Below are 13,080 nucleotides of genomic sequence, written 5' to 3'. Positions count from 1 at the left end.
CTTCCGACTCCGGTCGGGCCTCGCGGTGTGTGCGGCGGGCCGTTCCGGCTGGTGCGCCTTCTAGGACGGAGCCGTGCGGGGTCGGGTTCATCGGTTCACAGGAAATTCTCGGAAAGAAGGCTCGGTCGTCTCATGGGACTCACCAGTGACAAGGTCCTCTGGCTGGCGGTGGCGCTGGGCGTGGGGCTGTTCCTGGCCACGGTGCTGCTCTGGCCGCGGCTCGCGCGCAGCGGGTGGCGCCGTGTCGTGGGGCGGGTCGGGCTGCTGCTCGTGACGCAGGTGGCGCTGTTCGCCGCCGTGGGGCTGGCCGCGAACCGGTCGTTCCTGTTCTACGGCTCGTGGGCCGACCTCCTCGGCCAGGAGCAGGACATGGGCGTGGTCGTCGACCACGCGGCCGGCTCCAAGGACGTCAGGGTCGTGGGGACGCGCACGCTCGACGTGCCCGGCGCGGGGCGTCCGGCGATCGGCGGGCAGATACAGAAGGTCGTCGTAGCGGGCGACCGGTCCGGGATCGTCTCGCCGGCGTACGTCTACCTGCCCCCGGAGTACTTCCAGCCGCGGTACGCCAAGCGGACGTTCCCGGCCGCCGTGGTGCTGACCGGCTACCCGGGCATGGCGGAGAACCTGATCAAGGGGCTGAAGTACCCCAAGACGGCGTACCTCCAGGCGAAGGAGGGACGGATGCAGCCGATGATCCTGGTGATGCTCCGCCCGACCGTCGCGCCGCCGCGGGACACCGAGTGCGTGGACGTCCCCGGCGGCCCGCAGACGGAGACCTTCTTCGCCGAGGACCTGCCGCGGGCGGTCTCGGAGACGTACCGGGTCGGGACGAAGCCCCGGAACTGGGGCTTCATGGGGAACTCCACCGGCGGCTACTGCGCGCTGAAGATCGCGATGCACCACCCGGACCGGTTCGCGGCGGGCGCGGGTTTCTCGGCGTACTACCGGGCCGCCGAGGACGTCACGACCGGCGACCTCTTCCACGGCGACGACCGGCTGCGCAAGCGGTCCGACCTGCTGTGGAGCCTGGACCACCTGCCGCAGGGCGGTACGTCGTTCCTGGTCACGACCTCGAAGCGGGGCGAGGACAACCTGAAGCCCACGCGCGAGTTCATCCGGAAGGTGAAGAACCCGGGGAAGGTCTCGTCGATCACCCTGGAGAGCGGCGGCCACAACTTCAACACCTGGAACCGCGAGATCCCCTCCGGCCTCGTCTGGATGAGCGGGAAGCTCAGCGCGACCTGACCGGCACGCGCACCCGCCCCGGAGCGGACCGGCCGGTGCGCGCGGCGGCGCCGGTCACCCGGGGGTGGCCCGGCGCAGCGCGCGGTGGACGCCGGCCGGCGTCAGGACGCCGACCGGGTCGCCGTCGGCGCCGGTGACGGTCAGGCGCCCGGTGTCGTGCTGGAGGAGCGCGGCCAGCGCTTCCTTGAGCGAGGTCCCGAGGGGGACGGGGGCGGGGCCGCCGTCGCCGTCCTCGGCCCACGGGTCGAGGTCGGCCTCCGTGACGGCGGTGACGGCGAGCCGCTTGAGGCCCCGGTCGCTGCCGACGAAGTCCGCGACGTACGGGGTGGCGGGGGAGCCGAGGACGGTGGCGGGGGCGTCGAACTGCTCGATGCGGCCCTGCCCGTAGACGGCCATGCGGTCGCCCATGCGGACCGCCTCCTCGATGTCGTGGGTGACCAGGAGGACGGTCTTGCGGACGGTGGCCTGGAGGGCGAGGAACTCGTTCTGCAGGCGCTCCCGGACGACGGGGTCGACGGCGCCGAACGGCTCGTCCATGAGGAGGACGGGCGGATCGGCGGCGAGGGCGCGGGCCACGCCGACGCGCTGGCGCTGCCCGCCGGAGAGCTGCGCGGGGTACCGCGGGCCGTAGGTGGCCGGGTCGAGGCCCACGAGGTCGAGGAGTTCGGCCGCACGCGCGCGTGCGGCGGCCTTCTTCCACCCGAGGAGGGCGGGGACGGTCGCCGTGTTGTCGAGGACCGTGCGGTGCGGGAAGAGGCCGACCTGCTGGATGACGTAGCCGATCTTCCGCCGCAGGGCGACCGGGTCGACGCCGGCGACGTCCTCGCCGTCCACCAGGACGCGGCCCGAGGTCGGCTCGACGAGCCGGTTCACCATCATCATCGTGGTCGTCTTGCCGCAGCCGGACGGCCCGACCAGGGTGACGAGTTCGCCCTCGGCCACCTCGAAGGAGAGGTCGTCCACGGCGGTCGTGCCGTCGGCGTACCGCTTGGTCACGTGCTCGAACCGGATCATGGTTCCCCATTCTGTCCCCTGACCGCCGGGGGTGTGTGAAGGGCGTGTTGCCGCATTGTGGCGAGTTCCCGTGTTCGCGGGCGGTGGGGGTTAGGGTCGTCGGACAAGCGTTCGGGAAGATCGACGGTCCGGGGGGAGGGACGATGAGCGCGCCGAACTGTCTGGTCGCCAACGACTGGATCTGCGGGGAGTACCTCCGCACGCGCAGCGGGGAGTTGACCGACGCGCTGCTCCAGCATGTGGGAATCACGGTCGCGTCCGTACTGATCGCGCTCGCCGTCTCGGTGCCCCTCGCGCTGCTCGTACGGGCCAGGCCACGGTTCGCCGCACCGGTCCTCGGCCTCACCACCCTGCTCTACACGGTCCCGTCGCTCGCGATGTTCTCGCTGCTGCTGCCCTTCTTCGGGCTGTCCGCCGCGCTCGTGGTGACCGGCCTCGTGCTCTACGCGCTGACCATCCTCGTGCGCAACACCCTGGCGGGACTCGCCGCCGTACCGGCCGAGACCCGGGAGGCCGCCCGCGGCATGGGGTACGGCTCCTGGCGGCTGCTGTGGCAGGTCGAACTCCCCCTGGCGCTGCCGGTGCTGATGGCCGGCGTCCGGATGGCGACGGTCTCCACGATCGCGCTGACCACGATCGGCTCGGTCGTCGGCCGCGGGGGCCTCGGCAACCTCATCGAGGACGCGCTGCCCACGTTCTTCAAGGCGCAGATGCTCGCCGCCTCGGTGCTGTGCGTGCTCCTCGCCGTCGTCGCCGACCTGTTCCTCCTGGGCCTCCAGCGGCTGCTCACGCCCTGGACCCGGATACGGACCGCGCCGGGGGGCGAGTGAGATGGGGGCCGTGACGGATGCCTGGGCCTGGCTCACCACCGGCGCGCACTGGACGGGCGAGGAGGGCGTCGGACACCGGCTCGCCGAGCACGTCTACGTGAGCGGGGCGGCGCTCCTGATCGCCGCGGCGCTCGCGCTGCCGCTGGGGCTCTGGCTCGGCCACCTCGGCCGCGGCGGGGCGCTCGCGGTGAACCTCTCGAACGTGGGGCGGGCGATCCCCGTCTTCGCGGTCCTCGCCCTGTTCATGGTGTCGCCCCTGCGGAACGCGGGCTACGTGCCGACCGTCGTCGCCCTGGTCCTCTTCGCGATCCCCCCGCTCCTCACCAACGCCTACGTGGGCGTCAGCGAGGTCGACCGGTCCGCCGTGCGGGCCGCCCGGGGCATGGGGATGACCGGCGGCCAGCTCTTCCGCAAGGTCGAACTCCCCCTGGCCCGGCCGGTGGTGATGACCGGGGTCCGCTCGGCCGCCGTCCAGGTGGTGGCCACGGCGACGGTCGCGGCGATGGTCGGCCAGGGCGGCCTCGGCCGGATCATCACCGCGGGATTCGCCACGTACGACACCGCCCAGGTGGTCGCGGGCGCCGTGCTCGTGGCCCTGCTCGCCCTCCTGGTGGAGGGCGCGATGGTGGGCGCCGAGCGCCTCCTCGGCCTGCTCGCGCGCCTCGGCGGACGCACACGCTTCGAACGACTCGACCAAAGCTGACTGGAGATGGGTGATCTCGTGAACAGGGTCTCGCGTATCGCGGGCGCGGTACTGGGTACGGCGGCGCTGACCGTCGCGCTCGCCGCGTGCGGCGGTGACAGCCTGGAGGACGGCAAGAAGGGCTCCGGGGACACCGGGGGCGGCACGAAGGGTTCGCTGGTGGTGGGCGCGGCCGCCTTCACCGAGGCCAAGGTGCTCGCCGAGCTCTACGCCCAGGTGCTGCGGAACGCCGGATACTCCGTGTCCGTCACCACGGTGAAGAATCGCGAACTGTACGAACCCTCCCTGGAGAAGGGCGAGATCGACGTCGTACCGGAATACGCGGCGACGATCGCGGAATTCCTCAACGCGAAGGTGAACGGGCCGAAGGCGCCCGAGGAGAAGCCGGTCGCCTCCGGCGACGCGACGGCGACGGTCGAGGCGCTGCGGAAGCTCGCGGAACCGCGCGGTCTCAAGGTGCTCGCGGTCGGCGCGGCCGTCGATCAGAACGCCTTCGCGGTCACCAAGGAATTCGCCGCGAAGAACAAGCTGACGACCCTTTCCGATCTCGGCCGTTCCAAGCTGAAGGTGAAGATCGCGGCCGGGGACGAATGCGCGGTACGGCCCTTCTGCGCACCCGGTCTGAAGAAGACGTACGGCATCGACGTGACGGGCGTCGACCCCAAGGGCGTCGGCACCCCGCAGGCGAAGCAGGCCGTCAAGGACGGGGTGGACCAGCTGGTCCTGACGACCACCACGGACGCCACGATCGACGGCTACGGACTCGTCTTCCTCACCGACGACAAGAAGCTGCAGAACGCGGACAACGTGCTGCCCGTCGTCAACGCCAAGGACGCCGGTTCCCCCGAGATAGCCGCCGCGCTCGACCGGCTCACCCAGGTGCTGACCACAGCGGATCTCGCCGAACTCAACCGCAAGGTGGACGCCGAGCGGGCGAAGCCCGGGGACGTCGCCAAGGCCTATCTGGGCGAGAAGGGGCTGGTCGACAAGTAGTCCGCGGGTGAGGGGAGTCGGCCCGAAACGGAACCGGAACGGTTGATATCCACTTCCGGTGGCGAGAAGTGGCCAAGAGATTACCGGGCCGACGCCCCACACCCTGCCTACGCACGGTAAATTTCAGGCCATGCCACGTGGACGCCACCGCCATTCCCCGCCTCTGCACAAGCTGATGCCGCCCTCCGCGGTCGCCGGCGCCGCGGTCGTGTGCGCCGCGGCCGCCTGGCTCCCCGGCGACCTGGTGGTCGTCCGGCTGTTCGCCGCCGCCGCGGCCGCCGCCGCCGTCACCGGTGCCGTCCTCATGCGCAGCTGGGACCGGAGCGCCGGACTGCGGGTCGCCGAACTCGACCGCGCCCGTACGGCCGACCAGTGGAAGTCCGAGGAACGGGTCGCCGAACTGGAGTCCGACCTGGAGGAGTCCCGCGCCCTGCGCGCCAAGCTCGACGCCAAGCTCCGCGCCAAGCGCGTCGAGCTCGCCGGGCTGCGCGGCGAGCACGCCGACCTCCTCCGCCGGTACGCCACGGCCGAGACCGAGCGGGCCAGCGCCCTGGAGGCCGGGCGCGTCCTCGCCCTGGAGACCACCGGCGCCAAGGCCCTCCCGGCCGGCGCGTCCGCGCCCACCCCGGAGGCGTACCGTCGCGCCGCCCAGGCACTGCGCGACCTCCCGCGCAACGCCGCCGCCCAGCAGGCCCGCCGCACCACCGAGGCCGCCCGCGCCCGCGACCTCGCCGAGCGCGCCCGCGAGACGGAGGAACCCCAGGGGAAGCACGCGGCGGCCGCCGGAACCGAACACTCCCGCCCGGCCGCCGCCCTCGCCCTCCCGCCGGCCGCCCCGGCCCCCACCGCCCTGCCCGCCGTGCCGACCGCCAGCGCGATCGTCCCCTACGCGGCCCGACGGCCCGTCCCGCGGCCCGAGGGCGGCTTCGACTTCTTCGGCACGCAGAAGGCGGCCGCCGCGATCGAGGCCGTCCAGCACACCGACCTCGCCGACGTCGTCGGCGAGGAGGTCCTCGCCGCCCCCCTCCTCACCCCCGTCGCCCCGCCCCGCACCATCGGGCACGTCATCGACCTCACGGCCCACGACGAGACCGAACAACTCGACGTCGCCGAACTCCGCGGCGCCGTCAACTCCTGATCTCACCCCCACCGCCCCAGCGGAACGATGGCCCACGACGGGGGCCGCACGGCCGGAGGTGCAGCCGAGGGCGCCCGACGGCTACTTGTCGATGTCGCCGACGACGAAGAAGAGCGAGCCCAGGATCGCGACCATGTCCGCGACCAGCGTCCCCGGCAGGAGTTCGACGAGCGCCTGGATGTTGTTGAAGGAGGCGGAGCGGAGCTTGAGCCGGTAGGGGGTCTTCTCGCCCTTGGAGACGAGGTAGTAGCCGTTGACGCCGAGGGGGTTCTCGGTCCAGGCGTAGGTGTGGCCCTCGGGCGCCTTGAGGACCTTGGGCAGGCGCTGGTTGATCGGCCCCTGGGGGAGGTCGGCGATGCGGTCGAGGCAGGCGTCGGCGAGGTCGAGGGAGTTGTGGGTCTGGTCGAGGAGGCACTCGAAGCGCGCGAGGCAGTCGCCCTCCTCGCGCACGGCGACGCGGAGGGTGTCCTGGAGCTCCCCGTAGGCGAGGTACGGCTCGTCGCGGCGCAGGTCGAAGTCGACGCCGGAGGCGCGGGCGATGGGCCCCGACACCCCGTACGCGTGGACGGCGGCGGGGGAGAGGACGCCGACGCCGCGGGTGCGGCCGCGGAAGATCTCGTTGCCGAGCACCAGCCGGTCGTACACGTCCATCCGCGACCGCACGTCCGCGACGGCCTGCCGCGCCCGTCCGAGCCAGCCGGCGGGCAGGTCCTCCTTGAGGCCGCCGACCCGGTTGAACATGTAGTGCATCCGGCCGCCGGACACCTCCTCCATCACCGTCTGGAGCTCCTCGCGCTCCCGGAAGGCGTGGAAGACGGGGGTGATGCCGCCGAGTTCGAGGGGGTACGAGCCGAGGAACATCAGGTGGTTGAGGACCCGGTTCAGCTCGGCGAGCAGGGTGCGGGTCCACACGGCGCGCTCGGGGACCTCCATGCCGAGCATCCGCTCGACGGCCATGACCACGCCCAGCTCGTTGGAGAACGCGGAGAGCCAGTCGTGGCGGTTGGCCAGCATGATGATCTGCCGGTAGTCCCGCGCCTCGAAGAGCTTCTCGGCTCCCCGGTGCATGTAGCCGATCACCGGCTCGGCGTGCCGGACGACCTCGCCGTCGAGCACGAGCCGGAGCCGGAGCACGCCATGGGTCGAGGGGTGCTGCGGCCCGATGTTCAGCACCATGTCGGTGCTCTCCGCCGCGCCGCCGATTCCGACCGTCGTCTCCGTCATGCGGGACAGTATCCCCCGCGCCCCGAGCCCGCCGCCCGCCGCGTTCACGAGCCGGCCGGGACCCGCTGGACCAGCCACAGGAAGTCGCCCAGCCCGCCGCGCGCGGTGAGCTCGGCCGCCTCGCCGGCCGCGGAGAGCGCGCGGACGTAGCCGGCCGGTTCGGAGGAGGCGAGGGAGAGCGGCGGACGCCCCCCGGACACCCCGAGCCGACCCAGCGCCTCCCGCTGGGTCAGCAGCTCGGCCGCCGGTGCCCCGCCGGCCGCAGCCGCGTCCCCGGCAGACCCGGCCCCCGCTCCCGAGACCGCGCCCCCGCGCACCCCCGCCAGGGCCTCCGCCCCCGCCGCCGCGCACGCGTCCAGGGCCACGTGGGCCGTCAGGTCGCAGGTGCCGTCGGGGACCGGGGGCACCTCGCGGCCCGCGCGGAAGCCGGTGAGGGAGCCGAAGGGCGGCCGGGAGGCCCGTACGTGCGCGTAGTCGACGGCCACCGCGCGGCCCGCCGCGAGGGAGGCGACCGCCGAGGCCCAGGCGGCGTCGCGGGGGCGGCCGATCTCGGCCCGGGCGCCCGGACCGGCAGGCGGCCACCACCGGGCCAGCCACTCCGCGTCGGGGCCGGAGACGGGAGGGCCGAGCCGTTCCGTGCCGGTGGCGTCGACCTCCACGTACCGGGCGGTGCCGGCCGCGTCCGCCTCGGCGACGTCCACCGGCACGTTGTCGAGCCACTCGTTCGCGAAGAGGAGTCCGCGCACCCCGTCCGGCACCCGGTCCGTCCACGCGATCCGGGGGTCGAGCGCGGCCGGACGGGCCGCGCGCTCCACGGCGACCGCCCGGACGGCGAGCCCGCTGCCGGCGGTCGCGGCCAGCACTCCGGCGAGCAGTTCGCCGCGGCCCGCGCCCACGTCCACCAGGTCCACCTCGGCCGACCCCAGCTCCTCCGCGACCTCCCCGAGGAGCCGGGCCACGGCCGCGGCGAAGAGCGGGGAGGCGTGCACCGAGGTGCGGAAATGCCCCGCCGGCCCCTCGGGCCGCAGATAGAAGCCCCCGGGGCCGTACAGCGCCCGCTCGGCGGCCGTCCGCCACCCCTGCCACTGACACGTCTCATCCGTCACGGGCCCCAGTCTCCACCTCGGGGAGTACGGGCCCCTCGCCAAGGATCGACCCCACGGTTGATCCCTGGACCATCTCGCGGTCCCTACTCTGGGTGACGTGCAGCGCCTCTACGACTTCCTCCGCAGACACCCGACGGGCGTCGACACCTTCTGGGCCGTCGTCCTCCTCGGGTTCTCCCTGCTGTGGGTGGGGACGGCCTCCCTGACGTCCGGGAACCCCGCCGGGTACGGCCTCGTCGCCGCGCTCTTCTCCCTGGTGGTGGCCCTGCGCCGGCGGGCACCCGAGAAGATGCTGCTCCTCGCGGTCGCGCTGGGCGTCGCCCAGCTCGCCTTCGACCTGGTGCCGTTCCTGGCCGACTTCGCCATGCTGGTGATCATCTTCACCGTCGCGGCGCACGACGGGCCCCGCTGGGCCTCCCGTCTGGCGCTCGCGGGCGGTCTCGCCGCCTCCACGCTCTCCCAGCTGAGATGGCCGATGGAGGGCGAGGACTCCGGGGCCGCCAAGGTCTTCTTCACGATCATCATGACCGTGCCGTTCGCGCTCGCCTGGGTCCTCGGCGACTCGCTCCGCACCCGCCGCGCCTACTTCGCGCAGCTGGAGGAGCGGGCCTCCCGCCTGGAGAAGGAGCGCGAGGCCCAGGCCAAGGTCGCGGTCGCGGCCGAGCGGGCCCGGATCGCCCGCGAGCTGCACGACGTCGTCGCGCACAACGTCTCGGTGATGGTCGTCCAGGCCGACGGCGCCGCCTACGTCATGGAGTCCTCCCCGGAGACCGCCCGGCAGGCCCTGGAGACGATCTCCACCACCGGCCGCCAGGCGCTCGCCGAGATGCGCAGGCTCCTCGGCATCCTGCGGACCGGCGAACACCAGGAGGCCGGGGAGTACGTGCCCCAGCCCGACGTGCAGCAGATCGAGGACCTCGTCGAGCAGGTCCGCGGCGCCGGCCTCACGGTCGACTTCGCGATCGAGGGCAGCCCGCGCCCGCTCCCGAGCGGCGTCGAGCTGACCGCGTACCGCATCGTGCAGGAGGCCCTCACCAACACACGCAAGCACGGCGGGCCGGACGTCGGCGCCAGCGTCCGGCTGGTCTACTTCGACGACGGTCTCGGGCTGCTCGTGGAGGACGACGGCCGCGGGGCGCCGCAGGAGATGTACGAGGACGGCGGCGCCGACGGCCGCGGTCATGGTCTGATCGGCATGCGGGAGCGGGTCGGCATGGTCGGAGGCACCCTGGACGCGGGGCCGCGTCCCGGCGGTGGCTTCCGGATCAGCGCCCTGCTCCCCCTCAAGCCCGCCCACTAGGCCACCGAGCCGGCCCGCCCAGCAGAAGAGGATCTTCCTGACATGTCCATCCGCGTGATGCTCGTCGACGACCAGGTGCTGCTGCGCACCGGTTTCCGCATGGTGCTCGCCGCCCAGCCGGACATGGAGGTCGTGGCGGAGGCGGGCGACGGGGTCGAGGCCCTGGAGGTGCTGCGCTCCACGGCGGTCGACGTCGTCCTGATGGACGTGCGCATGCCCAAGCTGGACGGGGTGGAGACGACCCGCCGGATCTGCTCCCAGCCGGACGCGCCGAAGGTGCTGATCCTGACCACCTTCGACCTCGACGAGTACGCGTTCTCCGGGCTGAAGGCGGGCGCCAGCGGCTTCATGCTGAAGGACGTGCCGCCGGCCGAGCTGCTCGGCGCGATCCGCTCCGTGCACAGCGGGGACGCCGTGGTGGCGCCCTCCACCACGCGCCGCCTCCTGGACCGCTTCTCGCCGATGCTGCCGTCCACGGGCACCGAGACCCGTGCCGTCGACGGCGCGCTGGCGCGGCTGACGGACCGGGAGCGCGAGGTGATGATGCTGGTCGCGCAGGGTCTGTCGAACGGCGAGATCGCCGCGCGCCTGGTCCTGTCCGAGGCGACGGTGAAGACGCACGTGGGCCGCATCCTGACCAAGCTCGGGCTGCGCGACCGCGTCCAGGTCGTGGTCCTCGCCTACGAGTCGGGCCTGGTCAGGGCCGGCGGCGGCGCGGCCTGACCGGCTACCGCAGCACCGACTCCAGGAAGTCGCTGCCGAGCCGGGCGACCACCGAGACGTCCAGCTGGTGGAGGACGTACCGGCCGCGCCGCTGGGTGGTGAGCAGGCCGGCCTTCTTCATGACCGCGAGGTGCCGGGAGACCTCGGGCGCGCTGATGCCGTAGGCGTCGGCCAGTTCGCCCGTCGTGTACGTGCCCCGGGCGAGGCTTCGGCTCAGCCGCATCCGCATCGGGTGGGCGACCGCCTCCAGGCGCAGCTTCACCGTGTCGACCGGGACGCCGCCGCCCAGCTCACGGGTGGGCACGGGGTACTGGACGACCGGCTGCCAGCCCGGCGCGTGCAGCGCGATGAGGTGCGGCCAGCCGAAGGCGGTCGGCAGAAAGGTCACTCCCGTGCCGTCGGCGCCGGTGCGGCCGTGACCGAGCTTGTCGACGACGATCCTGGCGCCCGCCGCGTCCTGCTCCAGGACCATCGCGGAGGACGCGTCGGCGACCGCCTCGGCCAGCCCCTTGCGGCGCATCAGCTCGGTCTTGTGGCGGGCGTCCGCGGCCAGCTGCACCCGCACCCGCCTCCAGGTGTCGGCGAAGAACGCCTCGTCGCAGTCCTCCAGGAGCCGCCGGATCCACGCGCGCGTGCCGGGCGGGTCGGCCAGCATCCGCTCCACGAACGCGGCCTGGCGCGGCCCGCGCGCGGCGGCGAGGTCGAGGGCGCGGCGGCGCATGGTCGCGTCGACGAGCGGCGAGGGGGCGCCGTCCGCGTACCGGCTGGCGCAGGAGATCTCCAGGGCCGCCCCCACGAACTTCTCGTCGTCCATGCGGTCGAGGTCGTCCAGCTCCTCGGCCAGGGTCTCCCGGGGCCGGGGCGGCAGCAGGATGTCCGAGCGGGTGGCGTTCCACATGAAGTCGGCCTCGTGGAGCCGGTCCGCGAGCTCCGGCTTCAGCGCGGCCGCCGTCGTGGTGGTCCAGGCGTGCAGCCGGGCGTGGTGCCCCGGCTCGGCCAGCGCGTGCAGGGCGGCGCCCAGTTCGGCCAGCGGCGAGGGGCAGAAGGCGATCCGCTCGTGCGGCAGTCCGGTGATGTCGATGGTCACGCTCACCCGTCCATGGTGCCGGGTGGGGCGGGGGAGCTGTCGCCCCGTTTGACGGCACCCGTCAATCGACGGCCCCCGTTTGACGGGTGCCGTCAAACGGCGGGCCGGGCCGTGGGGGCGCGGCCCACCGTGAGGACATGAACGCGATGCACCAGTACCTCTTCGACACCTACCGCGCCGCACGGCTCGGCGAGCCCGCACCCCCGGCGCCCGGCGCCGGCGAACTCGCCCTCCTGAGGGCCGTCCGCGACCGGCGCCGCCTCGCGCGCGTCGCGGCGGACCGCGAGGACGGAGGCCGCCCGCGGATCGCCGCGGACCGCCGGGCCGGCCGCCCGCGCCGTCTTCTCGACGCCTTCCGCCGCGGGGCGCCGCCCGCCCGCTGACCGCCGGACCCGGGCGGCGGGCCGGCTCCCGGACGGCGGGCCGCGGCCCGCCGCGCCGTCGGCCGGGGCCACGGTCAGGCGCCGACGCGGGACAGGAAGTCCCGCACGGCCTCCTTGACGTCGTCCGCCGTCCAGGCCAGACCCGGCGACGTCACCGTCACCTCGGTGAGGGCCACCCCCGGCGGCCCGCCCGCGCCGGGGGCGAACCAGCGGCGGAACAGCGCGGTGCCGGTTGCCTCGGTCTGCGCCAGGGCCGCCGCCGTGAGCACCTCCGCGTCGTACGGCAGCCAGACCTGGAACTGGTGGGTGTGCGGGGCCTCCGGGTGGACCCGGAACCAGCCGACGCCCGCCTCCGCCAGCCCCTCCCGGAGCGCGTCGGCCACCACGCGCGCGTGGGCCACGTACGAGGGCAGCCGGGGCAGCTCGACGTCGAGGCCGCGGAGCGCGGCGAGCGCCGCCGGGTACTGCTGGAAGAGCAGCCCCCCGTACCGGTGCCGCCAGACGCGGGCCTCCTCCATGACGTCCTCGGGCCCGGCCAGCGCGGCCCCGGACAGGCCGCCGAGGGACTTGTAGAACGACACGTAGACGCTGTCGGCGAGCCCCGCGATCTCCGCGAGCGGACGGCCGAAGCGCGTCGGGCACTCCCACAGGCGCGCCCCGTCGAAATGGACGACCGCGTCCCGCTCCCGGGCCGCCTCCACCGCCCCGGTCAGCTCCTCCCAGGTGGGCAGCACGAAGCCGGCGTCCCGCAGGGGCAGCTCCAGCATCAGCGTCCCGAACGGCTCCGGGTGGTCCCGCACCTCCTCGGCGGTCGGCAGCCGCGGGGCGTCGGTCGGGTGGACGGTCCGGAGCCCGGACACGGCCGAGAGCGCCCCGCCCTCGTGGAGCTCGGGGTGGGCGAGCGGGTGGAGCGCGACGACCGGGCTGCCGGTGCGCCCGGCCCAGCAGCGCAGGGCCACCTGCTGGGCCAGGGTCCCGGTCGGGAAGAACACGGCGGCGGGCATCCCGAGCTCCCGGGCGACCCGGCGCTCCAGCTCCTCCACGAGCCCGTTGCCGTAGGTGTCCAGCGGGGCGTCGCCGTGCCCCGCGGCCTCCGCCCAGTCGGCCAGCTCGCGCAGCCGGGGGCCGACCGCGCCGTCCACCGAGGTGTCCCACAGCGTGCGGTCGGCGCCGCCCCAGACCTTCGCCCGGTGGAGCCGGGCCGCTTCCTCGTCCACCGGACCGTCAGCACTCTCAGGATTCATGGGCCGATCATCACACCACCGCCCACAGCCTGTGGACGGCCACGGAGCGGGCGACGCCGCTGGCGTAGCATGACCAGAAATCGTCCGGTA

Annotated in this window: 13 protein-coding genes; 8 read left to right on the top strand and 5 right to left on the bottom strand. The window is 73.8% G+C overall.

Annotation, left to right across the window (positions count from 1 at the left end; genetic code table 11):
* Positions 1 to 132 precede the first annotated feature (132 nt).
* Positions 133 to 1,245, top strand: a complete 1,113-nt coding sequence (locus ACZ60W_RS16390) for an alpha/beta hydrolase (RefSeq protein ID WP_469755994.1) — start codon at positions 133 to 135, stop codon at positions 1,243 to 1,245.
* A 54-nt stretch (positions 1,246 to 1,299) separates the two neighbouring features.
* On the opposite strand, the gene ACZ60W_RS16385 is transcribed toward ACZ60W_RS16390, so the two are convergent.
* Positions 1,300 to 2,259 (bottom strand): ABC transporter ATP-binding protein, encoded by a 960-nt coding sequence (locus tag ACZ60W_RS16385; protein WP_469755993.1) that lies wholly within the window; start codon positions 2,257 to 2,259, stop codon positions 1,300 to 1,302.
* Between the two features lie 143 nt (positions 2,260 to 2,402).
* Between ACZ60W_RS16385 and ACZ60W_RS16380 the strand changes: the two genes are divergently transcribed.
* The 4 genes from ACZ60W_RS16380 (at position 2,403) to ACZ60W_RS16365 (ending at position 5,923) form a co-directional block, all read left to right on the top strand.
* A complete protein-coding gene (locus ACZ60W_RS16380) occupies positions 2,403 to 3,089 on the top strand; it encodes an ABC transporter permease (protein ID WP_469755992.1) in 687 nt (228 codons plus the stop codon).
* A 1-nt stretch (position 3,090) separates the two neighbouring features.
* Entirely contained in the window at positions 3,091 to 3,792 is a 702-nt protein-coding gene (locus ACZ60W_RS16375) for an ABC transporter permease (RefSeq protein ID WP_469755991.1), read from the top strand.
* Positions 3,793 to 3,798: 6 nt separating this feature from the next.
* Positions 3,799 to 4,785: an ABC transporter substrate-binding protein gene (locus ACZ60W_RS16370; RefSeq protein WP_469755990.1), complete on the top strand. Its 987-nt coding sequence runs from the start codon at positions 3,799 to 3,801 to the stop codon at positions 4,783 to 4,785.
* Positions 4,786 to 4,915: 130 nt separating this feature from the next.
* The gene (locus ACZ60W_RS16365; RefSeq protein ID WP_469755989.1) at positions 4,916 to 5,923 is read left to right on the top strand and encodes a hypothetical protein; all 1,008 of its coding nucleotides are present in this window, start codon (positions 4,916 to 4,918) and stop codon (positions 5,921 to 5,923) included.
* 81 nt (positions 5,924 to 6,004) lie between these two features.
* Here ACZ60W_RS16365 and ACZ60W_RS16360 read toward each other — a convergent pair whose 3' ends face one another.
* Together ACZ60W_RS16360 and ACZ60W_RS16355 are read right to left on the bottom strand one after the other, a co-directional pair.
* Complete coding sequence (locus ACZ60W_RS16360) at positions 6,005 to 7,147, bottom strand: NADH-quinone oxidoreductase subunit D (protein WP_469755988.1); 1,143 nt, start codon at positions 7,145 to 7,147, stop codon at positions 6,005 to 6,007.
* Positions 7,148 to 7,191: 44 nt separating this feature from the next.
* Entirely contained in the window at positions 7,192 to 8,253 is a 1,062-nt protein-coding gene (locus tag ACZ60W_RS16355; RefSeq protein ID WP_469755987.1) for an SAM-dependent methyltransferase, read from the bottom strand.
* Between the two features lie 97 nt (positions 8,254 to 8,350).
* On the opposite strand from ACZ60W_RS16355, the gene ACZ60W_RS16350 reads away from it, so the two are divergent.
* Complete coding sequence (locus ACZ60W_RS16350; protein WP_469755986.1) at positions 8,351 to 9,553, top strand: sensor histidine kinase; 1,203 nt, start codon at positions 8,351 to 8,353, stop codon at positions 9,551 to 9,553.
* A gap of 42 nt (positions 9,554 to 9,595) precedes the next feature.
* Complete coding sequence (locus ACZ60W_RS16345; protein WP_469755985.1) at positions 9,596 to 10,276, top strand: response regulator; 681 nt, start codon at positions 9,596 to 9,598, stop codon at positions 10,274 to 10,276.
* A gap of 4 nt (positions 10,277 to 10,280) precedes the next feature.
* Here the strand turns inward: ACZ60W_RS16345 and ACZ60W_RS16340 are convergent, their stop codons facing one another.
* Positions 10,281 to 11,369 (bottom strand): DUF5937 family protein, encoded by a 1,089-nt coding sequence (locus ACZ60W_RS16340; RefSeq protein ID WP_469755984.1) that lies wholly within the window; start codon positions 11,367 to 11,369, stop codon positions 10,281 to 10,283.
* A 131-nt stretch (positions 11,370 to 11,500) separates the two neighbouring features.
* On the opposite strand from ACZ60W_RS16340, the gene ACZ60W_RS16335 reads away from it, so the two are divergent.
* Positions 11,501 to 11,746 carry a hypothetical protein gene (locus ACZ60W_RS16335; protein WP_469755983.1) on the top strand — a complete coding sequence of 82 codons (246 nt, stop codon included), beginning with the start codon at positions 11,501 to 11,503 and terminating at the stop codon, positions 11,744 to 11,746.
* Between the two features lie 74 nt (positions 11,747 to 11,820).
* Here the strand turns inward: ACZ60W_RS16335 and ACZ60W_RS16330 are convergent, their stop codons facing one another.
* The gene (locus tag ACZ60W_RS16330; RefSeq protein WP_469755982.1) at positions 11,821 to 12,990 is read right to left on the bottom strand and encodes a threonine aldolase family protein; all 1,170 of its coding nucleotides are present in this window, start codon (positions 12,988 to 12,990) and stop codon (positions 11,821 to 11,823) included.
* Positions 12,991 to 13,080 lie beyond the last annotated feature (90 nt).

The organism is Streptomyces sp. NPDC104202 (assembly GCF_055584185.1).
This window is presented reverse-complemented; position numbering and strand designations above follow the sequence as displayed.